The 25374-nt window shown below is 20.9% G+C and carries 19 protein-coding genes; 10 read left to right on the plus strand and 9 right to left on the minus strand.

What is annotated here, in order from left to right; translation table 11 throughout:
- The first annotated feature begins 381 nt into the window (after positions 1-381).
- The gene (locus BUCIPICE3303_RS00925) at positions 382-1113 is read left to right on the plus strand and encodes a pseudouridine synthase (protein ID WP_154049244.1); all 732 of its coding nucleotides are present in this window, start codon (positions 382-384) and stop codon (positions 1111-1113) included.
- A 69-nt stretch (positions 1114-1182) separates the two neighbouring features.
- Here BUCIPICE3303_RS00925 and BUCIPICE3303_RS00930 read toward each other — a convergent pair whose 3' ends face one another.
- A complete protein-coding gene (locus BUCIPICE3303_RS00930) occupies positions 1183-2028 on the minus strand; it encodes an inositol monophosphatase family protein (RefSeq protein ID WP_154049245.1) in 846 nt (281 codons plus the stop codon).
- A 173-nt stretch (positions 2029-2201) separates the two neighbouring features.
- On the opposite strand from BUCIPICE3303_RS00930, the gene rlmN reads away from it, so the two are divergent.
- The 3 genes from rlmN to glyA all read left to right on the plus strand — a co-directional run bounded on the left by rlmN (position 2202) and on the right by glyA (position 5997).
- The gene (gene rlmN, locus BUCIPICE3303_RS00935; RefSeq protein ID WP_154049246.1) at positions 2202-3296 is read left to right on the plus strand and encodes a 23S rRNA (adenine(2503)-C(2))-methyltransferase RlmN; all 1095 of its coding nucleotides are present in this window, start codon (positions 2202-2204) and stop codon (positions 3294-3296) included.
- A 56-nt stretch (positions 3297-3352) separates the two neighbouring features.
- Complete coding sequence (hisS, locus tag BUCIPICE3303_RS00940) at positions 3353-4642, plus strand: histidine--tRNA ligase (RefSeq protein WP_154049247.1); 1290 nt, start codon at positions 3353-3355, stop codon at positions 4640-4642.
- 104 nt (positions 4643-4746) lie between these two features.
- Positions 4747-5997: a serine hydroxymethyltransferase gene (gene glyA, locus BUCIPICE3303_RS00945; RefSeq protein WP_154049248.1), complete on the plus strand. Its 1251-nt coding sequence runs from the start codon at positions 4747-4749 to the stop codon at positions 5995-5997.
- A 241-nt stretch (positions 5998-6238) separates the two neighbouring features.
- Here the strand turns inward: glyA and BUCIPICE3303_RS00950 are convergent, their stop codons facing one another.
- Together BUCIPICE3303_RS00950 and mfd are read right to left on the minus strand one after the other, a co-directional pair.
- Positions 6239-7234: a beta-propeller fold lactonase family protein gene (locus tag BUCIPICE3303_RS00950; RefSeq protein ID WP_154049249.1), complete on the minus strand. Its 996-nt coding sequence runs from the start codon at positions 7232-7234 to the stop codon at positions 6239-6241.
- 158 nt (positions 7235-7392) lie between these two features.
- The gene (mfd, locus tag BUCIPICE3303_RS00955; RefSeq protein WP_154049250.1) at positions 7393-9498 is read right to left on the minus strand and encodes a transcription-repair coupling factor; all 2106 of its coding nucleotides are present in this window, start codon (positions 9496-9498) and stop codon (positions 7393-7395) included.
- A 567-nt stretch (positions 9499-10065) separates the two neighbouring features.
- Between mfd and gap the strand changes: the two genes are divergently transcribed.
- Complete coding sequence (gene gap, locus BUCIPICE3303_RS00960; RefSeq protein WP_232512969.1) at positions 10066-11070, plus strand: type I glyceraldehyde-3-phosphate dehydrogenase; 1005 nt, start codon at positions 10066-10068, stop codon at positions 11068-11070.
- Positions 11071-11275: 205 nt separating this feature from the next.
- On the opposite strand, the gene fldA is transcribed toward gap, so the two are convergent.
- Entirely contained in the window at positions 11276-11797 is a 522-nt protein-coding gene (gene fldA / locus BUCIPICE3303_RS00965) for a flavodoxin FldA (protein ID WP_154049252.1), read from the minus strand.
- A gap of 581 nt (positions 11798-12378) precedes the next feature.
- Here fldA and BUCIPICE3303_RS00970 point away from each other — a divergent pair.
- The 5 genes from BUCIPICE3303_RS00970 to pfkA all read left to right on the plus strand — a co-directional run bounded on the left by BUCIPICE3303_RS00970 (position 12379) and on the right by pfkA (position 19443).
- Positions 12379-13128, plus strand: coding sequence for a Nif3-like dinuclear metal center hexameric protein (locus BUCIPICE3303_RS00970; protein ID WP_154049253.1), 750 nt, complete (start codon positions 12379-12381; stop codon positions 13126-13128).
- Positions 13129-13191: 63 nt separating this feature from the next.
- Positions 13192-15984 carry a 2-oxoglutarate dehydrogenase E1 component gene (locus BUCIPICE3303_RS00975; protein ID WP_154049254.1) on the plus strand — a complete coding sequence of 931 codons (2793 nt, stop codon included), beginning with the start codon at positions 13192-13194 and terminating at the stop codon, positions 15982-15984.
- Positions 15985-16011: 27 nt separating this feature from the next.
- On the plus strand, positions 16012-17208 hold the full coding sequence (gene sucB / locus BUCIPICE3303_RS00980; protein ID WP_154049255.1) for a dihydrolipoyllysine-residue succinyltransferase: 1197 nt from the start codon (positions 16012-16014) through the stop codon (positions 17206-17208).
- A 360-nt stretch (positions 17209-17568) separates the two neighbouring features.
- Positions 17569-18261 carry a 2,3-diphosphoglycerate-dependent phosphoglycerate mutase gene (gene gpmA, locus BUCIPICE3303_RS00985; RefSeq protein ID WP_154049256.1) on the plus strand — a complete coding sequence of 231 codons (693 nt, stop codon included), beginning with the start codon at positions 17569-17571 and terminating at the stop codon, positions 18259-18261.
- A gap of 216 nt (positions 18262-18477) precedes the next feature.
- Entirely contained in the window at positions 18478-19443 is a 966-nt protein-coding gene (gene pfkA / locus BUCIPICE3303_RS00990) for a 6-phosphofructokinase (RefSeq protein WP_154049257.1), read from the plus strand.
- 229 nt (positions 19444-19672) lie between these two features.
- Here the strand turns inward: pfkA and tpiA are convergent, their stop codons facing one another.
- The 5 genes from tpiA to serC all read right to left on the minus strand — a co-directional run bounded on the left by tpiA (position 19673) and on the right by serC (position 25342).
- Complete coding sequence (gene tpiA / locus BUCIPICE3303_RS00995) at positions 19673-20437, minus strand: triose-phosphate isomerase (protein ID WP_154049258.1); 765 nt, start codon at positions 20435-20437, stop codon at positions 19673-19675.
- A 118-nt stretch (positions 20438-20555) separates the two neighbouring features.
- Positions 20556-20870 (minus strand): integration host factor subunit beta, encoded by a 315-nt coding sequence (gene ihfB / locus BUCIPICE3303_RS01000; protein ID WP_198410364.1) that lies wholly within the window; start codon positions 20868-20870, stop codon positions 20556-20558.
- Between the two features lie 29 nt (positions 20871-20899).
- Positions 20900-22570, minus strand: a complete 1671-nt coding sequence (rpsA, locus tag BUCIPICE3303_RS01005) for a 30S ribosomal protein S1 (protein ID WP_154049260.1) — start codon at positions 22568-22570, stop codon at positions 20900-20902.
- Between the two features lie 334 nt (positions 22571-22904).
- A complete protein-coding gene (aroA, locus tag BUCIPICE3303_RS01010; RefSeq protein ID WP_154049261.1) occupies positions 22905-24191 on the minus strand; it encodes a 3-phosphoshikimate 1-carboxyvinyltransferase in 1287 nt (428 codons plus the stop codon).
- 62 nt (positions 24192-24253) lie between these two features.
- A complete protein-coding gene (serC, locus tag BUCIPICE3303_RS01015; RefSeq protein ID WP_154049262.1) occupies positions 24254-25342 on the minus strand; it encodes a 3-phosphoserine/phosphohydroxythreonine transaminase in 1089 nt (362 codons plus the stop codon).
- Positions 25343-25374 lie beyond the last annotated feature (32 nt).

A 25374-nucleotide genomic window follows, 5' to 3' on the forward strand; every position in this document is an offset into this window, starting at 1 on the left:
AAATGCATATATTAAGAAATTAATTATTTTAGTAAAAAATTTTTATTTAATTTATTGATATAAATACTAATTTTATTAATTTTTATAAAATACTAAAAATAATTCAAGATATATCAAATATATTTACTAATAAATTAATTATATCTATTTATAATATTTTAAATTCTTTAAAAATATTATTAATTTCATGTTTAATGATTATTTTTTTTAAAAAAAATATATATTATGAATTAATATTAAATTCATAATAACATTTTTTTTATAAAAAAAATATTTATATGATTAAAAAATATTTTATACAATATAGACATATTATCAAATTCTCGATTTTAAATAATCAATTATATACTTATATTATATTCATATATATTGGAAAAATTTATGAAAGAAAAAATACAAAAAATATTATCTAATTCCGGATTAGGTTCACGTCGTAGTATTGAAAAAAAAATACGTAATAAACTAATTAAAATCAATGGAAAAATTGTATTATTAGGCGAACGATTTATAAAAAAAGATATTCAATATATTATTTTAAATAATAAAAAAATTTTATTAAAAACAGATATAGTAAAAATTATTATTTATAATAAACCAATTGGAGAAATATGTACTAATAAAGATCAATATAATAGAATTACTGTTTTTAAAAAATTACCTAAATTAATTGATTCTAAATGGATTAGTATTGGTAGATTAGATATGAATACTTCCGGTTTATTATTATTTACAAATTATGGTGAATTAGCATACAGATTAATGCACCCTAGTTATCAAATTAAAAGAGAATATTTAGTTAGGGTATTTGGTAAAATATCAAAAAAAAAAATTTTTATTTTAAAACAAGGAATTAAAATAGGTAATTCTATTTCAAAATTTAATGAAATTATTAATTTAAATTATCAAAAAAAAAATCAATGGTTTAAAGTATCATTATTACAAGGAAAAAATAAAGAAGTACGTTTATTATGGTTGTCTGTTGGTATACAAGTTAATCGATTAATTCGTATTCGCTATGGTAAAACCGTACTACCAAAAAATCTTAAATCTGGATGTTTTTTAGAATTAAATTCTAGTGCTATAAATAATATTTTTAATTCAGTAAATTTATAATATATAAAATATCTCTATATATTATAAAATTAAAATAATTTTTAATAAATTATTTATAGTAATGATTATTTAAATTTTTTTTATATTTTTTATATGTGAATTATTATTAATTGTTTTTTTTAAATAATCATTACTTAGTATACGTGTTTTTTTTAAAATATATCTTAAAATATTAGCCTGACCAGCCAATATTAATTTACTTTTAATATAATCGTGCCCTCCAATAAAATCAGTTATTAGTGCTCCTGATTCTCTAATATGTAATTCCCCGAAAATAATATGTAAATATTTCTCATTAAATCCAATATAAGCGTTAATTTTTCCAGAAGATAAATATGCTAAATCTAGAATAGAACATCCTGTTTTCCTTAAAGATATTTTTTCTTGTAAAAAATATTGTGTCAATAAAGTGTATAAATACATATTTTTTGTATTTTTTTCTTTAAAATAAAATGCAAAAATTTTATTATATATATTGTTATATTCAGAACATCTTGTTCTAAAACCATTTAATTGTGATCCCTGCCCTTTAATAGCTGTAAATAAATCATTTTTAATAGGATCATAAATAACGGATATATAAGTTTGGTTTTTTTCTTTAATAAGAATAGATAAACAAAAATGAGGTATTTTTTGAATAAAATTCATTGTTCCATTTAAAGGATTGATCAACCATTGATCAGCATAAAAAACAATTTTTTTTTTAGAATATATATTAATAATAGAATGTTGAGGATATGATTGATATATAATAGAGTGCATAGTAGAAAAAATTTTTTCTCTTATTTTGTTTATACAATATAAATTTTTTTTTTTTTCAGAATGATAAGTAATATTTTTTGAGTCATAATTTTGAGTAATAATTTTTCCACCAATTCGAATGGCTCTAATTGCAATATTTAATATTGGATTCATATAATAACTCTCTTTTATAATATTATTTTATATATTTGTTATAAATAAAAATTTTTATAAAAATTAGTTCCTTTATAAAAAAAAATGATTATTATATACTTATTTTTAATAAATTTAAAAATTTTATTTTTATTTAAAAAAAAAAAAAAAAAAAAATAAAATGGAAAAAAAAAATGCTAAAAAAAAAAAAATTAAAAAAAAAAAAAAAAAAAAAAATTAATTTACTTAATTTTAATTTAATAAAAATGAAAGATTTTGTCTTGAAGTTAGGGGAAAAAAAATTTAGAGCCGTACAAATAATGGAATGGATTTATAAAAAACATTGTATAAATTTTAATAAAATGAGTAATTTAAGTAATAATTTAAAAAAAAAATTAGAAAATACATCTATAGTAAAATTACCAAAATATATTAAAAAAAAAAAATCATCTGATGGAACTATAAAATGGAATTTTCTATTTAAAACTGAATTTATTGAAACAGTATATATTCCAGAAAAAAAACGTGCTACTTTATGTATTTCATCTCAAGCGGGGTGTATTTTAAAATGCGGGTTTTGTGCTACAGGGCAATTAGGATATACACGAAATTTACTAGTTTCAGAAATTATTAGTCAAATATGGTTCGTTATAAACAAATTAAATCAATACAAGTTAAAAAAACTAATTTTACCTTCAGTCACAAACATTGTTATGATGGGTATGGGAGAACCTTTATTAAATTTAAAAAATATTATAATTGCAATTGATATTATATTAGGTAACTATGGTTTTAATTTTTCTAAAAACAAAGTAACATTATCAACCTCTGGTATTGTTCCAGCGATAAATAAAATAGCGGGAAAAATAGATATTTCGTTGGCAATTTCTTTACATGCGCCTAATGATCATATACGTAATATGATCATGCCTATTAATAAAATTTATAATATTAATTTATTATTATCATCAGTTAAAAATTATTTAAGTAAATCTACAGCCAATCGTGGTATAGTTACAATAGAATATGTAATGTTATTAAAGATTAATGATAGTTTACATCACGCTAAAGAATTAATGCATTTATTAAAAGATATACCATGTAAAATTAATTTAATTCCTTGGAACCCTATTAAAAATTCTCATTATCAATGTAGTACTCATAAAAGAATTATTAATTTTTCTAATTATTTAAAAAATAAAAATTTAATTGTTACTATTAGAAAAAATAGAGGATCTGATATTAATGCTGCATGTGGGCAGTTAATTAGTAAAAAACATGTTTATTAAAAAAAATTTAAAAAAATAAAAAATTAACAATTTTAATAAAGGATATTTAATATTATATGGGGATAAGATACCAATCAATTAGAGGTATGCATGATTTACTTCCTTCTGAGACTTATTATCTTAGTACAATTGAGGAAACTATAAAAAAAATTTTATATAATTATGCATATTCTGAAATTCGTTTTCCAATTGTTGAACAGACAAAATTATTTAAAAAAGCTATTGGAGATCAAACTGATATAATTAATAAAGAAATGTATAATTTTTATGATAAAAAAAAAAAAAAAATTTCTTTAAGACCCGAAGGAACAGTTAGTTGTATTCGTGCGTGCATACAAAATAATATTTTTTATAATTCTAAAATTCAAAAATTATGGTATTGTGGACCTATGTTTCGTTATGAACGACCTCAAAAGGGACGCTTTAGACAATTTTATCAATTAGGAGTAGAGCTTTTTGGTTTACAGAATATTATATCCGATTATGAAATAATAATGTTAACTATAAGTATTTGGAAAAAATTAAATTTATTAAAATATCTAAAATTAGAAATTAATTCAATTGGATGCATACAAGATAGAAATAATTTTTCATTAGATTTAAAAAAATTTTTTAAAAAAAACAAATATCAATTAAATACATATGAACAAAAGTTATTATCTATGAATCCTATTCGAATTTTAGATAGTAAAAATAAAAATACAATTCAATTATTAAAATCAGCTCCATTATTAAATAATTACTTAAATTTATATTCGTATAATCGATTTAAACAATTATGTAATTTACTAAAAAAATCTAAAATAGATTATATTATAAACAATCAATTAGTTAGAGGATTAGATTATTATAATGATACTGTATTTGAATGGAAATCAGATCTATTAGGCGCTCAAAATACTATTTGTGCTGGAGGAAGATATGATAAGTTAATAGAATATTTAGGAGGAAAAAAAAATCCAGCAATTGGTTTTGCTTTTGGAATGGATAGATTACTAATTTTAAAAAAATTAATTCATCCTTTTTATTATAAAAATTTTTTTATAGACATTAATATTATTTTTATGGACTCAATATATTCAGTATTTGCAGTATATATATCTCAAAAATTACGTTTAATTTGGCCTCAATTAAAAATTAATACCCATTTAGAAACTTTTAAAAAAAAAAATTTTTTTAGCATATCAAAGAAAACAAGATCAAAATTTTTATTAATTTTATACTCAAATTATTTAAATTCAAATCAAGTATTAATTAAAAATATTTTTAATAAAACAAAAAAAATTGTATCAATTAATCGTATTTTTCAAAATCCATGTATATTTTTTAATAAAGAATATATTTAAACAAATAAATTATATATTTATAAAATAATCTATTTATAAGATATCTTTAAATAAATTTTAAATATTATTAATATCTAATTAATCAAAATAAGCATACAACATATATGATAAATAATAAGATGAAAAAATCTGATCCTGATATTTGGAATTTAATTAATAAGGAAAAAATTCGACAAGAATTATGTATTAATTTAATTGCTTCAGAAAACTATGCTAGTAGATCTGTATTAGAAGCTCAAGGTTCTTGTCTAACAAATAAATATGCAGAAGGATATATTGGAAATCGTTTTTATAATGGATGTAATATTATTGATAGAATAGAAAGTATTGCTATTGATAGAGCAAAAAAATTATTTTGTGTAGATTATGCTAATGTACAACCTCATTCTGGTTCTCAAGCTAATTTTGCTATTTTTCAGGCTCTATTGAAACCAAATGATATTATTTTAGGTATGAATTTAAATGATGGGGGACATTTGACGCATGGTTCTTCTGTAAATTTTTCAGGCAAAATATATAAATCATATGCATATGGTATCAATAAATTTGGTGAAATAGATTATCAAAAATTAAAAAACTTATCTATTTTATATCGCCCTAAAATTATTATTGGTGGATTTTCAGCATATTCTGGTATATGTGATTGGAAATATATGAGAAAAATAGCAGATGAAATAAATGCTTATTTTTTTGTAGATATTTCACATATTGCTGGTTTAGTTGTTACTGGATTATATCCAAATCCAATAAAATATGCACATGTAGTTAGTTCTACTACACATAAAACTTTAGGCGGTCCTAGAGGTGGGTTAATAATCTCAAATTGTGGAAATAAAGAATTATATTCAAAATTAGATTCTTCAGTTTTTCCTGGAAGTCAAGGGGGCCCTTTAATGCACGTTATTGCAGCGAAAGCAATTGCTTTTAAAGAAGCTTTAAGTTCAAAATTTATACAATTACAACAAAATATTTTATCTCTTGCTAAGATAATGGTTACAATATTTTTAAAAAGAAATTTTTTAATTGTATCAGGAAAAACAGAAAATCATTTATTATTAATCGATTTAACTAATAAAAACATTACCGGTAAAGAAGCGAGTAATTTACTTTCTAAAGCGGGAATTATTGTTAATAAAAATTCTGTTCCTAATGATAGACAAAAACCATTTATTACATCAGGTATTCGAATTGGAACCCCTGCAATAGCTAAACGTAATATTAAAAAAAATGTTGTTATCAAGATAACTCACTGGATGTGTGACATTTTAGATAACCCGGGTAATTTAAATCAAATAAAAACAATACGAAAAAAAATAGAAACAATATGTAAAAATTATCCAATATATACCACATAAAATATATTTATATTTTATTTTTATAAAAAATAATTTTAATAGAAAGTATATTTTAAAAAAATACTTTATGTTACATATAATATGTAACATAATTTTATATACATAAATTTTTATTAAAAATTTTAATATCATATATAAATTTTTATATAAATATTATTTTTACAATCATTTTATACGTCTTCTAGTTATTATAGAAATATAATTTATTTTTAGAATATTTTTTTAAATATATTATTAATTATTATTCTATGAGAATCCATAAAGGATTTTTACCAACTGATTGTATTTGATTGCAACTTAAATAACCATTACATAAATTAATGTGATAAATTTTCATATTATTAGAAATTTCTCCAATAACAATTAATATTTTTCCATCTTTACTAATATTAAATGAACGAGGTTGTAATTCAGTTTTATAGGTATGCTTATGCAATAAGGTACCAGTATTACAGTTAACAGAAAATAGAGAAATAATACTATTTGCACGATCACATGCATATAAATATTTTCCACTAGGATGAATATGAATATCTGAAGACCAAGCTGAATGCACATAAGGTTTAAATATCAATGAAATAGATTGAATTAATTTTAATGTAAATGTTATAGTTTCAATTATCCAAATATCAATAGTTCCATTTAATTCATTAATAGAATATATATAGTTATTTAAAGGATGAAAAGTAATATGTCTTGGACCACTGTTCTGTGTTGTTATAGTAACATTTTTTAAAATTAAGTTAATTTTATTTTCTTTATCATGAACAATTTTATAAATATAAATCTTATTTTTTTTTAAAGAAGTTACAAATATTAAATTATATTTATAATGCATTCTAACAGAATGACAACCATAAATTTTTTTAAAAATATGAGTATTTTTTATAATAAGTCCAAATTGATTTACTGAGAAAACATAAAATTCATTTCCATGGTAAGAAGCGCAAAATAATATATTTTTATTTTGATTAATTGAAATATAATTTGGTGTATTTCTTATAGAAATTTCATGTATTTTCTTTATTTTATTATTCGAATATATTTTATATGTGGTAATTTTATTACTAAATTTTTCACCTACATATAATAATTTATTTGTTTCATTATATTTTAAAGGTTGCGGTATATTATCTACAGAAATAATTCTTATTTTAGATAAAATACAATTTTTTTTTAAAATCCAGTGTTCAATATGTTTACTAATAGAACAAGATATAAAAATATTTTTTTTCATATTTTTTCCAATAAAACATTTTTTTAATTAAAAAAACTGATATTTAATAACATTTAAATTTGTTAAATGAACATAAAACATTATGATTAATTTATCTATAAAATTTTATTTTTAGTAATAAAAAATTATTTCAATATTTTTTTAAGTGTTATAAAGTATTAATTTTTATAATTAATTTCTTCTTTAATTATTGATTGTAAAAAAATTTCAATCCAAATTAATAAATCTTTATCTCGTATAAATAATTTATAATAATAAAGTTTATTTTTAAATATTTTCCATTTTTTTGGTTTTTTTATTATTTTTCTATATAACCAAGATATATTTAAAATATTATTTTTATAAAATACGATACATATTTTTTTAATGTGAAATTGAATTTTTTTTATTCCAATTTTTTTAGAAAGAATTTTTATTTTTGTTAACAAAAATAAATTTTTTGCATATCTAGGTAATGTACCAAATAAATTATTTATTTCATTTTTTATTTTTTTTAATTCCTTATTATTTTTTATATTTGAAAGTTTTTTATAATAGATTAATCGAATATTAATATTATGAATATAATTTTCAGGTAAAATTGCAGATACATTTAACTTTAAATCAACAGAAGTATCTTGTAAATTTGATTCTTTAAATGAAATATGTTTTTTATTTTTTATAATAAAATTAATGGCTTGATTTAAAAATTTTTTATATAATTTAATTCCAATAGTATTAATATGTCCACTTTGATTTTCTCCTAATAGTTCACCTACTCCTCTAATTTCTGAATCATATGTAGATAATGTAAAACCAGATCCTAAATTTGTAAAAGATTCTATAAGATTTAATCTTTTTTTTGCTTTTTCATTAATTTTTACTTGATTTGATATGAAAAAAAATGCATATGCTTGTTTTTCAGATCTACCAATTCGCCCTCTTAACTGATGTAATTGTGATAATCCAAATTTATCTGCGTGTTCTATAATCATAGTATTCACATTGATAATATTAATTCCAGTATCTATAATAGTTGTACATACTAATACATCAAATTTTTTATTCAAAAAATTAAACATAATTTTATATAAATCATTACTATGCATTTTACCGTGACTGACTTGAATTCGAGCTTCCGGTATTAAACGAGATAAATATTGTTTTTTTTCTTCTATGTTTTTTATTGTATTATATATATAATATACTTGTCCTCCTCTTTTTAATTCTTTTAAAATAACCTCTCTAATAATTTGAGGGTTAAAATATTTTACATAAGTTTTTATTTTTAAACGTTTCTTTGGTGGTGTAGATATGATCGATATATCTCTAATTCCTAAACAAGACATATTCAGAGTTCTAGGAATAGGCGTTGCAGTTAAAGTTAATACATCAATATTAATATATAATTCTTTTATTTTTTCTTTATGGTGTACCCCGAATCGATGTTCTTCATCAATGATTAGTAATCCTAAATTTTTCCATATTAAATATTTTGATAAAATCTTGTGTGTTCCAATTAAAACATTTATTGATCCTTTTTGTATTCTTTTTTTTATATATTTTTCTTTTTTTATTGAAGTAAAACGTGAATATGTATCAATTGTATATTTATATTTAAAAAATCTATTCTTAAAAGTATCATAATGTTGTTGTGCTAATAGTGTAGTCGGGACAAGCAAAGCAACTTGTTTATTATTATCTAAAGCTATAAAGGCTGCTCTCATAGCAACTTCTGTTTTTCCGAAACCTACATCTCCACATAATAACCGATCCATAGGAGAAGATTCCTTCATATCATGAATAATTTCTTTAATAGATTTTTTTTGATCATTAGTTATTGAATATAAGCATTGATTACAAAAATTTTTATATTTCAAAGAGTTTTTTTTAAAAGAAAATCCTTTTTTTAAGGACCTATAGGATTTTGTATGCACCAACTGAACTGCTGTATCATATATTTTTTTTTTAATTTTTCCGCATTCTGTTGACCATTTTTTATTACCTAAAGTATTTAAAGAAACTTTTAATAAAGTATTTGGTTGGCTATAGGAGGTAATTAAATTTAAAGACGTTATAGGTACATATAATTTAACTTTATTAGAATACATTATTACAAAATATTCCATTATAATACCTTTAGTATTTAAAGTAGACAAACCAATATATTTTCCAATACCATAGTTAATATGTATAACAAATTGATTTTTTTGAAATATTTTTTTTTTAAAAATTAATTTAGAAAAATTATTTTTTTCTATTTTTTTTTCTATATTTTTTTTCATTGAAGAAATATATTCCATTATTTATAAACAAAAAGAATAACAATGTAATTATTATTACACATGATATAATTATATATTTAGAAAATAAATTATATTTAATATATGTATATTTAAATATATACTTATATTAATAATAATATTTTTTTTAATATTTAAATTAGATTAAATAATATTATTTTATTATATAAAATAATAAAATTTATTAATATTTATATTAATAAAGAAGTAAATTTAATAATAATTATTATATACAAATTTTTATTTACATAAAATACTGTATTTTATATAATTCAATTATATATTGTAAGTATAAAAATAATTATTATATATTATAAATATTTTATCTAAATAGAATTACTATATATTAATAGTAAATAAAAATTAATATATTTATATTGATTTTTTAAGAAATATATTTTGTTATTAAACATTTTATTTCAGAAATGTATAAAAAATAATTTTTAATTATATCAAAATATTTTTAATAAAAAAGATACTAAATATATTTCTATATATTATTATATCATTAATAATTATATTCAAAATAAACTTTAAAATTTTTTGGTAATTATTTATATGAAAATTAAAATTGCTATCAATGGTTTCGGGCGTATTGGTCGAATGATTTTTAGGATTGCTCAAAATAAACCAAATATAGAAATAGTTGCAATAAATGATTTATCCGAAGCAAAATATATAGCATATATGTTGAAATTTGATTCAACTCACGGCTTATTTTCAGGTTCTATTAAAGAAAAAAATAACTCATTAATTATAAATAATAAAAAAGTTTATATTTTTTCAGAAAAAAAACCTGAAAAAATTGACTGGAAATCTTTAAATGTTGATGTTGTTATTGAATCAACTGGTATATTTTTAACGACTGAATCTGCTGTTAAACATATAATTGCAGGGGCAAAAAAAGTTATATTAACAGGACCCCCAAAAGATGATACACCAATGTTTGTTAGAGGGGTTAATTTTAGTAAATATAATGGTCAAAAAATTATTTCAAATGCATCATGTACGACAAATTGTTTAGCTCCCTTAGCAAAAATTATAAATGATGAATTTGAAATCATTGAAGGTCTAATGACTACAGTTCATGCAACAACAGCGACACAAAAAACAGTCGATGGAGTTTCATTAAAAGATTGGAGAGGGGGGAGAAGCGCATTACAAAATATAATACCTGCTTCTACTGGAGCAGCACAAGCTGTTGGAAAAATACTTCCTGAATTAAATAATAAAATTACCGGCATTGCATTTAGAGTACCGGTTGCTAATGTATCTGTAGTAGATTTTACTGTAAGAATAAATAAAAAAGTAAAATATGAAGATATATGTTCAGTAATTCATTCAGCTTCAAAAACATATATGAAAAATATTATTGGATATACAGATGAAGAAGTAGTATCTAGCGATTTCAATGGATCACATTTAACTTCAATATTTGATGCAAAAGCTGGCTTATCGTTAAATAATAATTTCTTTAAATTAATATCATGGTATGATAATGAAGTAGGTTACTCTAACAAAGTTTTAGACTTAGCGGAATGGATCTCATTATGATAAATAAATATTTATTTTACAAATTTAAAATTATTAAATAAATTTTTTTTGACAGTATTCAATATCATATATTTTGATACTGTCAAAAAATACATTTAATTACAATTAAAAAATATATAATATAATATATTTATTATTTAATAAATAAAATTATTTTTACTTTTAAAATACAGATTAGAATAACATTCTATAATGTGTATGATAATTATTTGTATAAATTATTAATTTCTAAAATAACTAATTTTAACCACTGATTAATACGTTTTTTAGTTAATTGAGGTTGATTGTCTTCATCTAAAGTTAAACCTAAAAAATGTGTTTTATTTTTTCTAGCTTTTGAAGATTCAAAATTATAATTTACAATTGGCCACGCACCAACAAATCTTGCATTTTTTTTTTTTAAAATATTAAACATAATTCCAATTGAATCACAAAAATATTCGGAATAATCTTCTTGATCACCACATCCAAATAATGCAATGATTTTATTATTCAAATTTATTTTATTTAATAAATTTAAAGATTCTTCCCAATCGCACTGTAATTCACCATAATACCATGTAGATATACCAAAAAATAAAATTTTAAATTTTTCCATTTGTTTTAAGGAAGTATTCGAAATATCAAATATATCAGATTTATCTATTCCTATTTTTTTATGTATAATATGAGAAATTTTTTCAGTATTTCCGGTATCACTTCCATAAAAAATACCTATTTCTTTCATTTATTCACCTTTCGATAATGAATATTTATTTTATAAAATATAACTATTTTTTTTAATAATTAGAGATTTCTTTCCATAAAAATAGAAAGAAAAATGAAAAATATTTTGTTTATAAATTTTATTTATTATATTATAATAAATTTTTAAATAATTTTTTAATTATTTAAAAATATATTTTTCAAAGTAATTAAACTAAATAATCTTTTTTGTAATTAAAAGAATTAATTTAATTATAATAAAAATAATTATATTGTTACATTTAGTGAAACATACAATAATTATTTGTTTTTTTAAAAATTAATAATTATATTGATATAAAATATTTAATAAATAAATATTTTTTTATTAAAAAAATTAAATTTTATTTAAAGATTATATATTCATAATCTAATAAAATTGAAAAAATTATATAAATCATTTTAAGTAAGTATTGTTACAATTAAAAAAATTTATCTTTATATCAAATTAATTAAATTTTTATTTAAATAACAAAAATAAATATTTTAAAATAATTTTTTTACTATAAAAAATTTTTTTATATAAAGAAATAGAAATATATAAAAAATATAGAGTATTTTAATATGAATAATTTCTTTCTTGAAAAAATAATCAACAAAAAATTAAATAATAATAAATATAAAAACGATTATTCACCTAATGGTTTACAAGTAGAGGGAAAACCAGAAATAAAACGTATTATAACAGGAGTTACTGCATGTCAGAATCTTTTAAATATAGCTGTAAAATATTATGCAGATGCTATTATTGTACATCATGGTTATTTTTGGAAAAATCAGGAAAAAAAAGTTTTAGGTATGTATAAAAATCGACTAAAAACATTACTATCTAATGATATTAATTTATATAGTTGGCACTTACCTTTAGATCTTCATCCAAAAATAGGTAATAATACTCAATTAGGCAAACTATTAAATATTTCTATTTATGATTATATTTCTCCATATATTCCAATAGGAAAATTTAAAAAAAAACATACTGCAAAATCGTTAATAAAGACAATCAAAAAAAAATTAAAAAGAAAACCATTTCATTATGGATATACAGGACCAAAATACATTAAAAATGTAGCATGGTGTACAGGAAAAGGACAAAATTTTTTTAATCAAGTTATAAATTCAAATATTGATGCATATTTAACTGGTGAAGTTTCAGAAGAAACAATACATATAGCAGAAGAAAATAATATACATTTTTTTTCATTAGGACATCATGCTACAGAAAAATCAGGAATTTATTTACTAGGTCAATGGTTATCTAAACAAGATAAAGATTTAGATATCAAATTTATCGATATTTATAACCCCATTTAATAAAATTAAATATCAATTAATATTTTAATTTATTGATATTTAGCAAATTTGTATAAAATAAAAATGAAAAACAAAAAAAAAATACCTTTCTGTAATAATCAAGGATGGTTATATTCAAATAATCAATCATTTTTAGACAATATCTATAAAAAATTTTTATCTGATTCTAAAAAATTAGATATATCATGGAAAAATGTATTTGATAAACTATCTAATAAAAAAAATTTTAAATATAACGATACCGTTTGTGATGATCTTAAAAATAAAAATCTTGAATATAATTTTAAAAAATCAAAATTTAAAAATAATTCTATAATTGTAAAAGAAAAATTTTTAAATTTTATAAATGCTTATAGAAATTTTGGACATTATATATCACAATTGAATCCATTAGCTGTAAACAAAATAAAAAATAATATACCTGAGTTATCATATTCGTTCTATAAAATAAAAAAAGAGGAATTAAATTGCTTAATAAATTTTAATTTTTTATTTTTTAAAAAAAATATTAATTCTTTTAAAGATATATATTCATTTTTTAAGAAAAAATATTGTAGTTATATAGGTTTTGAATATATGCATATTAATAATGCGTATGAAAAAAAATGGTTACAAAAATATATTGAAAATAATGATTTTACAAATTCTATATCTAATAGAAATAAAAAAAATATATTAAAAGATTTAATTCAATCTACTACTTTTGAAAAATTTATTCATACTAAATTTCCAGGAAGTAAACGATTTTCATTAGAAGGATGTGATGTTTTAATTCCTCTTTTAAAAAAAGTTATAATGTTTTGCATAAAAAAAAAAACAAAAAAAATATTCTTAGGCATGGCTCATCGTGGAAGACTAAATGTCTTACATAATGTACTGAAATATAATGTTATAAATATGTTTAAAAGTAACTCAAAACTATTTAATAATCATTACAGGACAGGCGATGTAAAATATCATTTAGGATTTAAAAAAATTATTAAATTAAAAGAAAAAAAAATTGAAATTAATTTATTAGATAACCCATCTCATCTAGAAATTATTACACCAGTTGTTATCGGGTGTTGTAAATTTTTTATAGATAAAACAAAAAACAAAGATCACTCTATACCAATTATTATACATGGTGATGCTGCTTTTATTGGTCAAGGAGTTATACAAGAAACATTAAATATGTCTCAAGTTCCGGCATATTGTGTTTTTGGAAGTATACATATTATTATAAATAATCAAATTGCTTTTACTACATCTAATCAACAATATCTCAGAACAAGTACTTATTGTACAGATGTTGCAAAAATGATTAATGCGCCTATATTTCATGTTAATGCAGATCAACCAGAACTAGTCATTTTTATTATTAAATTAGCTTTAAAGTTTCGATATTTATTTAAAAAAGATGTTTTTATTGAATTAATTTGTTATAGACGATTAGGTCATAATGAGGCAGACGATCCTTATATCACACAACCCAAAATGTATCATTTAATTAATGAACATAAACGTATATGTCATTTATATTTCAACAAAATTAATAAAATAATAAATAATGAAAATATTACATATGAAAAATTATATACATATTATCTAAATAAATTATCTAACACTTTTAAAAATTCTGATATAGATGTAACAAATAAAATCTCTTTATGTAAAAAAAACATCTTATCTAAAAATATAAATTTGAAAATAATTAATTATAAAAAAATAAAAAAAATAGTTAAACATTTATTTAAATTACCAAAAAATTTTATTATGCATCATCAAATAAAAAAAATTTTTTACAATCGAACTCAAATGATAAAAAATAAAATTCCATTAGATTGGGGGATGGCAGAAAATTTAGTATATTCTGTTTTAATGTACTATGGTATTACATGTCGATTAACGGGAGAAGATGTAAGTAGAGGAACATTTTGTCATAGACACATCTCTATAGTTTGTCAAAAAAAAAATATTGTATATACTCCTTTAAAAAATTTAAATAATTTAACGGGATCATTTTACATTTGGGATTCAGTTTTATCGGAAGAATCTGTTTTAGCATTTGAACATGGTTATTCCATGGTATCTAATAAATTATTAAATATATGGGAAGCTCAATTTGGTGACTTTTCAAACGGAGCACAAATTGTTATTGATCAGTTCATAGTATCAAGTTTACAAAAGTGGGGTTATTCTTCACCTTTAGTAATTCTATTACCACATGGATATGAAGGTCAAGGACCAGAACACTCTTCAGGAAGATTAGAGAGATATTTACAGTTATGTGCTCAAAAAAACATAAAAATATATATACCAACTCAAGCATCTCAAATGTATCATATTTTATTAAAAAAAGGAAAAAGTTTATCTAAAAAACCATTAATTATTTTTACTCCAAAATCATTATTAAGAAATCCATTAACATTTATTTCTATTAAAAAATTATTACTTGAAAAATTTCATAAAATATTACTTACAAAATTAAATAACAAAAAAAATTTAATATATCGTGCTATTTTTTGTTCAGGAAAAATTTATTACGAACTATTAGCATTCTATAAAAAAAATAATATTGCTAATACAATTATAATTCGTATTGAACAATTATATCCTTTTCCTTTTTTGAAAATAAATAATATCCTACATCAATTTATCAATATTCAAAATTTTATATGGTGTCAAGAAGAACCAAGGAATCAGGGTAGTTGGTCATATGTGTATTTTTATTTTAAAAAACATATTTTAATAAATTATAACAAAACAGAATTAAAATATGCTGGTCGACCAAAATTATCTTCTACCGCTGAAGGAAATTTTATTAATCATCAAACACAACAAATAAAAATTATAAAATTAGCATTTTCTATATAAATAGAAAAAAAATAATAAGTGAAATCTATGAAAAAAAATATCAAAATTTTAGCACCAGATTTACCTGAATCTGTTAATAATGCAGTTATGTTAAAATGGCATAAAAAAATAGGGGATTATGTTCAAGAAGATGAACTTATTTCTGAAATTGAAACAGACAAAATTATATTAGAAATTTCATCTCCTATAAATGGTATTTTAAAATCACAAATATTATTAACAGGTCAAAAAATAAAATCACAGTCAATACTAGGATATATTCAACCAACTGATTTTAAAAAAAAATTGCATAATATAAATAATGAAGTTAAAAAAAAGAATAACTCTTTATTTTTTTTTACCCCTAAAATGCGTAGATTAATTTCATATAATCAGATAAATAAAAAAAAAATAAAAGGTATTCAAATACACGGTAAAATTACAAAAAAAAAATTCATTATTAATGACATACATAAAAAACAAAAAAAAGAACTAAATAAAAAAATAGATCCAAAAAAAATATTTAACAATAAAAATATAGATAATCGCAGTGTTAATAGAATTACCATGAATCCATTAAGAAAAAAAATTTCTGAAAGATTATTATTAACTAAAAAAAAAACAGCAATGCTAACAACTTTTAATGAAGTTAATATGAAACCTATTATTTCATTAAGAGAAAAATACAAAGATATTTTTGAAAAAAAATATGAATCTAGACTTGGTTATATGTCTTTTTATGTAAAAGCAGTAACTCAAGCATTAAAAATATTTCCAGAAATAAATGCATCAATTGATGGTGCTGATATTATATATCATAATTACTATGATATTAATATTGCGGTATCAACACCAAGAGGGTTAGTCACTCCTATTTTAAAAAATACTAATTATTTATCTATGTTTGAAATTGAAAGAAAAATTAAATCTTTTTCTACATTAGGTCAAAATGGAAAGCTGAAATTAGAAGATTTAGAATCTGGTACGTTTACAATTACTAATGGAGGTGTATTTGGTTCATTAATGTCAACCCCTATTATTAATTATCCACAAGTAGCTATTTTAGGTATGCATCATATTAAAAATAGACCTGTAGTAATGTTTAATAAAATAAAAATATTACCTATGATGTATTTAGCATTATCATATGATCATCAATTAATTGATGGAAAACAAGCAATACAATTTTTAAATTATATAAAAGATATTATAGAAGATTTTTCGCGCATCATAATTGATATATAAAATATGATATTAAAATTTGATAAATTCATAAAATTTATATCCCATATTTAATATATATACAGAATAAAAAAAATATTTAATATTTATTTAAATAAAAAAATAATAATTTATTTTTAATGCTTATTGTACAAATAATAAAATTATTGCTATATATCAAATACGTATAATCAAAATAATTAGAAAATAATATTTTATAAATAATTGATAATTATACTACTATTTAATTAATATTAAATATATATACATATCGTTATAAAAATAATAAAATATTTATTATATTAATAATATATGTCATCATATAATAATATGATATTAAATTTATACAAAAAATTATTATAAAAATAAAAATTTAGGTAATATATGAATATAAAAAAAATAATTCTAATGAGACACGGGGAAAGTAAATGGAATCAATTAAATAAATTTACAGGATGGAAGGATATAAATTTATCAAAAAAAGGAAAAAAAGAGGCGTTAAATGCAGCAAAATTGCTAAAAAAAAATCATTTTTCTTTTGATATAGCTTATACATCTGTTTTAAAAAGAGCAATTAAAACCACATGGATAATTTTAGATTATTTAAATCATATGTGGATACCAGTATATAAATCTTGGAAATTAAATGAACGTAATTACGGTTCTTTAGAAGGATTAAATAAAGAAGAAACAACAAAAAAATATGGGGAAAAACAAGTTCAATTATGGAGACGTAGTTTTACGACACTCCCCCCATGTTTAAATACTCAAGAATACAATAATTTAATAAATAATAAAAAGTACAAAAAATTAAAAAAAAATGAAATACCAACTTCTGAAAGTTTAGAAAAAACATTTAATCGAGTTATTCCTTTTTGGAAATCTAAAATTATTCCGCAAATAAAAAAAAATAAAAATATCATTATTATAGCTCATGGTAACTCATTACGCGCATTAATAAAATATTTAAATAAAATTAATGACAATGATATTATAAATTTAGATATTTCTACAGGTTCCCCGATTGTATATGAATTCTCCAGTGAAAATAAACCAATAAGATATTATTATTTATAAAAAATATTTTTTTAAATAAATTTTTTATAATCTCATTAATATTTAAATTATAAATAATTTTATTATATAAATATATTTTAATAAACATATTAAAAATATAATTTTTTTTTTATATATTTTTAATTTTTATAAATAATATACTTTTTATATATTATGAGATATTAATAATTTTTATATTATTAAAATACATATAAAAATTAAGGTTGTATAATTATAATGATTAAAAAAATAGGAGTTTTAACCAGCGGGGGTGATTCTCCAGGAATGAATGCAGCGATTCGTTCTATAGTGTATACAGCTTTAAATAATAATTTAGAAGTCATTGGGGTTCATAATGGTTTTTTAGGTTTATATAAGAATACAATGACACCTTTGTATCATAACGATGTTTCTAATTTAATTAATAAGGGTGGAACATTTCTAGGTTCTTCTAGATTTTTAGAATTTAAATCAGAAAAAGTACGGCTTATAGCTATAAACAATCTTTTGAAAAGAAAAATTGATGTTTTAATTATTATTGGTGGTGATGGGTCATATATAGGAGCAAAATATTTAACAGATATGGGGGTTCCATGTATTGGAATACCTGGCACAATAGATAATGATGTTTCGGGAACAGATTATACTATTGGGTATTTTACTGCTTTAGAAACTATAGTAAATGCTATTGATAAATTAAGAGATACTACTATTTCACATCAACGTATTTCAATAATAGAAATTATGGGACGTTATTGCGGGGATTTAACTTTATTTGCATCTATAGCTGGGGGGTGTGAATTTATTATTATTCCAGAAATTGTTTATAAAAAAGAATCATTATTATTAGAAATAAAAAAAAAAATTAACGAAGGAAAAAAACACGCGATTATAGCAATCACTGAAAATATATGTGATGTAAATAAATTAGCGAAATATATTCAAAAAGAAATAAATCAAGAAACGAGAGCAATAACACTCGGATATATTCAACGAGGGGGGATTCCAGTTGCTTATGATAGAATTCTTGCGTCGCGAATGGGAATATATGCAGTACAATTATTATTAAAGGGGCAGAAAGGAAAATGTATCGGAATTATAAACAATAAAATTATTCATAATGACATTGGTTATGCTTTATCACATATGAAAAAATCTTTTGAATATGATTTATTTAATACAATCAAATATTATAATAATTAAATTTTAATATAAAAAATAATAATAATATAATAAGTGCCGGTATCCCGGCGCTTAAAAATAATTTAATTATAAATAATTAAAACAATTATTTTTAAAAATTTAATTGAGAATTAAAATTATATTTTAAATTTATATTTTTATAAAAAAATATAAATTTTTTTGATATTTATTAAAATTAATTGATTTATTATCAAAATTTTTAATATTAAATTATGTACAATATTATATTTTACATATTTGCTATTTCTATAATTTTAGTAAATTCTTTTATTTTTAAAGAAGCGCCACCAACTAAAAAACCATCAATGTCATTTTGAAGAATTAATTCTTGTGCATTTTTATCGGTAACAGAACCCCCGTATTGAATAAAAAAATTTTTAATCTTATGAGTAATTTTACTCTTTATATAATTACGTATAAAATAAGAAATATATTGAGCTTCTTTAGGTTTAGCCGAATGATTAGAACCAATTGCCCAAATAGGTTCATATGCAATAATGGAATTATCAAAAGCATAAGCACCACATATATCAAATATTATATCTATTTGTTTTTTACATATTTCCTTAGTTTTTTTATTTATTTTTTCTTCTTTTGTTTCTCCTATACATAAAATAGGAATTAATTTATTTTCTTTTAAAATATGAAACTTTTTTGCAATCAATGTATTACTTTCTTTATGATTAAATCGTCTCTCTGAATGACCAATAATAACATGTTTAATCCCAATATCTGTTAACATACATGGAGAAACTTCTCCTGTAAACGGACCAAAAGTATGAATATCAACATTTTGCGATCCTAAAAAAAAATTTTTTTTATCAGAAAATAATATTTTTTGAATTAAAGGAATATATAAAATAGGCGGTGTAATGATTGTAGTACATTTTTTATGATATGGATTTAAAAACTGATTTAATAACTGAAAAAAATTTCTAATAAATATTTTATTACCATTTAATTTCCAGTTTCCTACAATAATTGGTTTGATCATTTATTAATTACCTCTTTGAGCAATTATTGGAGTATTACGTACTCTAATAATTGCTAAATTATAAAAAAAAACTTACTGAATAGAATTATATTTTAATTGCTAAAATTAATTAATACATTTAACTATTTTTATACATATGATTTATTCGATCTCTTAATTGTTTACCGGGTTTAAAATGAGGAACATATTTTCCTTTCAAATAAACTTGTTCACCTGTTTTTGGATTTCTACCTATTCGAGCAAATCGATAATGTAAAGAAAAACTACCAAAACCTCTAATTTCAATCCTATTACCTTTTTCTAAAGATAACGACATGTATTCTAAAATATTTTTTACTATATATTCAATATTTTTTGCTGAAATATAATTTTTTTTTTCAGTAATTCTTTCAAATAATTCTGACTTTTTCATATATCCTCTAAATAAAACTATTAAATATTTTGAACTTTTTAGTAGTTTGTTTAATTTATTGCTTTTTCAAATGCTTTTGTCATAGTATTATTAATTTTGTTATTTTCAATTAAATTTTCTTCTAATAATTTTCTTTGTATATTTTCATTATGAACATCTTCTGTAATAGACAAATAAATAATTCTATTTTTTTTATCAAAACCTAAAATTTTTGTTAATAAATTTTTTCCGATAGAAATCTGAGATATATATTTTGAGCGATAATCGATAGGGATATCAATTAATTTTAAACATCCCTGAATTCCTGTTTCTATATTAAATAGTATAGCTTTTTCTTCAATAGATTTAATTTCACAAGTAATTATAGTATTTTTTTTATTTTTTAAAATATATTTACGAAATGGATCTTCTTGTAATTGCTTAATACCTAGAGATATACGTTCTCTATCTGGATCTACTTGTAAAACAATAGCTTCTATATTTTCTCCCTTTTTATATTTTTTTACGAATCGCTCTCCTGCAACTGACCAAGATAAATCAGATAAATGAACCAAACCATCTATACCTCCCTCTAATCCTATAAAAATTCCAAAATCAGTAATAGACTTTATTTTTCCTTGTACTTTAGATCCTTTATTATTGTTTTCAAAAAATTGTTTCCAAGGATTGATTTTACACTGTTTAATTCCTAAGGAAATTCTTCTTTTTTCTTCATCGATATTTAAAATAGATACACTTATTTTTTCTCCAGAAACTACTACCTTAGATGGATGAATATTTTTATTTGTCCAATCCATTTCTGATACATGCACCAAACCTTCTACACCTTCCTCTATTTCTACAAAACAACCATAATCTGTTAAATTTGTTACATACCCTGTATGTATACTTTCTTCTGGATAACGTTTAGAAAGATCTTTCCATGGATCAACACCTAATTGTTTTAAACCTAAAGATACTCTTATTTTTTCTTCATCAAATTTTAATATTTTAACTTTAATTTTATCACCAATTTTTACTATTTCACTAGGATGTTTAACTCTTCTCCATGCCATATCAGTAATATGTAGTAATCCATCTACACCACCTAAATCAATAAAAGCCCCATAATCCGTTAAATTTTTTACTATTCCTTGAATAATATTATCTTCTTGTAAATTTTTTAATAATTGATCACGTTCTGCACTATTTTCAGATTCAATAACAGCTTTACGTGAAACAACAACATTATTTCTTTTTTTATCTAATTTAATAACTTTAAATTCTAGTTTTTTACCTTCAAGGTGTAATGTTTCTCTAATAGGGCGAATATCAACTAAAGATCCAGGTAAAAAAGCTCGTATGTCATTTAATTCAACAGTAAAACCACCTTTTACTTTTCCATTTATAATACCAATTACATTCAATGCTTCGTTATGTGCTTTTTCTAATTTTATCCATGATTCATGTCTTTTTGCTTTTTCACGCGATAAAATAGTCTCACCAAATCCATCTTCGATGGCATCTAATGAAACATCTACTATATCACCTATTTTTACTTCTATACTACCTTGTACATTTTTAAATTGTTCAATTGGAATAGAAGATTCTGATTTTAATCCGGCATCAACTACAACTATATCACTATCTATAGATATTATAGTACCCTGAATAATAGAACCTGGACGTGTTTCTACTTTTTTTAATGATTCTTCAAATAGTTCCGCAAAAGAGATAGTCATATCAAATAATCTGTTAGTATAAAATTATAGATGTTTAAAATAAAAATGCTTAAAATAAATTAAACATAAATAATATGAGTCAATAAAAACCATTTATATTGTAAAATGGGGCGTAATAAAAAAAATATATACATATAATAATATATTTTCTATTTGAAAATTTATTAATATATAATTAACAATTTGTATAAAAAAACAAATTTATATTAATTATATAATAAAAAAATTTTAAAATAATATTTATTATTTTTTTTATAATTCTTTTATATAAAAAGAAATAATTATTATTCAGAATTAATTATACTTACTAATTAAAATAATTTTGTATATTGATTTAATAATGACAAATTGAATAAAATTTTTTAAAAAATAAAGGAAAAGTTTTGTTTACACATCCTGGGTTTAATAACGTTATAGATACCCCGGATAATGCAACCAAAGAAAAACACATAGCAATTCGATGATCATTATATGTATTAATTGTAGCATGTAAAAATTTTTTTACTGGATGTATTATTATAAAATCCGTCCCTTCTTGAACATTAGCTCCAATTTTTTTTAATTCAGTAGACATAGCATACAATCGATCTGTTTCTTTAACTCTCCAATTATATATATTTTTAATATGTACAAACTGATTAGAGAATAAACCTAACATTGCAATAGTCATTGCCGCATCCGGTATATGATTGCAATCTATTGTAATACCAAATAAATTTTTTTTTGTACAAATTAAAGAATTTTTATTCCAAATTATAGAAGCACCCATTTTCTTTAAAACATTAACAAAATCTGTATCCCCTTGTATACTATTTTTTTGCATACCATTTATTTTAACTGATCCTCCCTTTATGGCTGCGGCTGCTAAAAAATAAGTTGCAGAAGAAAAATCACTTTCTATAAAATATTCTTTAGGAGAGATATAATTTTGATTCCCTTGAATATAAAAATATTTATAATTATTTAAAACATCTACTACAATACCAAATTTTCTCATTAAATTAATAGTTAAATCAATATATGGTTTAGATACTAAATTACCTTCTACAACAATTTTTGTATTTAATTGTGCTAAAGGAGAAGCGATCAATAAAGAACTTAAAAATTGACTTGATATAGTTCCATTAACTGTTATTTCTCCTCCTGAAAAACCTCCTTTTATATATACGGGCGGGAATTCTTGTTTATTTAAATAACTTATATTTGCCCCCCCTTGTTTTAAAGAATTTACCAAATGACAAATAGGTCTTTCTTTCATTCTATCATCACCAGTTAAAATTATTTTATTTTTTTTTAAAGATAATATTGCTAATAAAGGTCGCATAGCAGTTCCTGCATTACCTAAAAATAATGTAATTTTTTTCTCTGAAAATAAAGGACCGGAAATACCTTTAATTTCACATGTTGATTTACTTTTATTTAAAGAAAATGATACACCTAATTGAGATAATGCATTTAACATATAGTTAACATCATCGCTATATAATAAATTTTTTAAGATAGTATTTCCGGTAGATAAAGCGGATAATAATAATACACGATTTGAAATACTTTTTGAGCCAGGTACATTTAATTCACCATCAATATATCTAATTGGTTTTAAAGTTAAACTTTTTTGCATTATAAATGATATCCTTAAACATAATATTATTTTTTTTATAAAAATATTTTTTTATAAAATTTTTAACTAAATTTTTTTTCAAAAAATTTCATAAATTTAATTAAAGATTTTATTCCTTGAATAGGCATTGCATTATAAATAGATGCTCTCATTCCCCCAACAATTGAATGACCTTTTAATCCATATAATCCATATTTCTCAGATTGTTCAAGAAAAGTATGCGTTAAGTTTTTTTGTTGTAAATGAAACGTTACATTCATACGTGATTGATTAGAAGGTAAGATATAATTTTTATAAAAACTGGTAGTATTTAAATATTTATATAAAATTTTTGCTTTTTGTTTATTGTTTTTTTCTATAATTTTTAAACCGCCTAAATCCTTTATCCATTTAAAAACTAATCCTGAAACATACCATGAAAATACACTAGGGGTATTTAACATAGATTTTGATTTTATTAATAAATTATAATCTAAAATAGAGGGAATTTTATTATTTAAATTAAATAATAAATCATTTCGAATAATTACAATTGTAATACCAGCTGGACCAATATTTTTTTGTGCACAAGCATATATAATACCATATTTTTTTATATTAATTTGACGTGACAAAATAGTAGAAGAAAAATCTCCGATTATAATTGTATTATGAAATTCTGGTTCTTCAAAAATTTCTATTCCTTCAATGGTTTCATTTGGACAATAATGTAAATATGTATTTTTAGATGATATTTTCCAAAATTTAGTAGATTCAATATATATTTTTTTATCTTTTGTTAATCTTCGAACATCAATAATATTTGGTTTACAATATTTTTTTGCTTCTTCTGCGGCAGATAAAGACCAATATCCACTATTAATATAATCTGGTTGTATAAAATTTTTAACAAAATTTAATGGTATAGCAGAAAATTGCCCTCTAGCTCCACCATGGCAAAATAAAATGTTATAATTTTCAGGTATATCTAATATATCTCGAAGATTTTTTTCAATCTGCATTGTTTCTTCTATAAACTGCTGACTTCGATGACTAATTTCAATAATTGAAAAATTAGAATTATTCCAATTAAGAAAATTTTTTTTTATTTTTAATAAAACAGATTGAGGTAAAATAGCTGGACCTGGATTAAAATTATATATTTGAGACATATTTTTCACCAATATTATTTTATTTTTTTTAA

Origin of the sequence: Buchnera aphidicola (Cinara piceae), assembly GCF_900699035.1 — a bacterium.
GTDB classification, from domain to species: Bacteria; Pseudomonadota; Gammaproteobacteria; order Enterobacterales; family Enterobacteriaceae; genus Buchnera_F; species Buchnera_F aphidicola_AV.

Excerpts from the sequence above, each read along its gene's own strand:
- rlmN (WP_154049246.1), top strand. The coding sequence starts at position 2,202 with ATGCTAAAAAAAAAAAAATTAAAAAAAAAAAAAAAAAAAAAAATTAAT.
- BUCIPICE3303_RS00930 (WP_154049245.1), bottom strand. The coding sequence starts at position 2,028 with ATGAATCCAATATTAAATATTGCAATTAGAGCCATTCGAATTGGTGGA.
- rpsA (WP_154049260.1), bottom strand. The coding sequence starts at position 22,570 with ATGACTATCTCTTTTGCGGAACTATTTGAAGAATCATTAAAAAAAGTA.
- BUCIPICE3303_RS00975 (WP_154049254.1), top strand. The coding sequence starts at position 13,192 with ATGAAAAACAAAAAAAAAATACCTTTCTGTAATAATCAAGGATGGTTA.
- BUCIPICE3303_RS00925 (WP_154049244.1), top strand. The coding sequence starts at position 382 with ATGAAAGAAAAAATACAAAAAATATTATCTAATTCCGGATTAGGTTCA.
- sucB (WP_154049255.1), top strand. The coding sequence starts at position 16,012 with ATGAAAAAAAATATCAAAATTTTAGCACCAGATTTACCTGAATCTGTT.
- BUCIPICE3303_RS00970 (WP_154049253.1), top strand. The coding sequence starts at position 12,379 with ATGAATAATTTCTTTCTTGAAAAAATAATCAACAAAAAATTAAATAAT.
- tpiA (WP_154049258.1), bottom strand. The coding sequence starts at position 20,437 with ATGATCAAACCAATTATTGTAGGAAACTGGAAATTAAATGGTAATAAA.
- pfkA (WP_154049257.1), top strand. The coding sequence starts at position 18,478 with ATGATTAAAAAAATAGGAGTTTTAACCAGCGGGGGTGATTCTCCAGGA.
- fldA (WP_154049252.1), bottom strand. The coding sequence starts at position 11,797 with ATGAAAGAAATAGGTATTTTTTATGGAAGTGATACCGGAAATACTGAA.
- aroA (WP_154049261.1), bottom strand. The coding sequence starts at position 24,191 with ATGCAAAAAAGTTTAACTTTAAAACCAATTAGATATATTGATGGTGAA.
- hisS (WP_154049247.1), top strand. The coding sequence starts at position 3,353 with ATGGGGATAAGATACCAATCAATTAGAGGTATGCATGATTTACTTCCT.
- serC (WP_154049262.1), bottom strand. The coding sequence starts at position 25,342 with ATGTCTCAAATATATAATTTTAATCCAGGTCCAGCTATTTTACCTCAA.
- mfd (WP_154049250.1), bottom strand. The coding sequence starts at position 9,498 with ATGAAAAAAAATATAGAAAAAAAAATAGAAAAAAATAATTTTTCTAAA.
- glyA (WP_154049248.1), top strand. The coding sequence starts at position 4,747 with ATGATAAATAATAAGATGAAAAAATCTGATCCTGATATTTGGAATTTA.
- gpmA (WP_154049256.1), top strand. The coding sequence starts at position 17,569 with ATGAATATAAAAAAAATAATTCTAATGAGACACGGGGAAAGTAAATGG.
- BUCIPICE3303_RS00950 (WP_154049249.1), bottom strand. The coding sequence starts at position 7,234 with ATGAAAAAAAATATTTTTATATCTTGTTCTATTAGTAAACATATTGAA.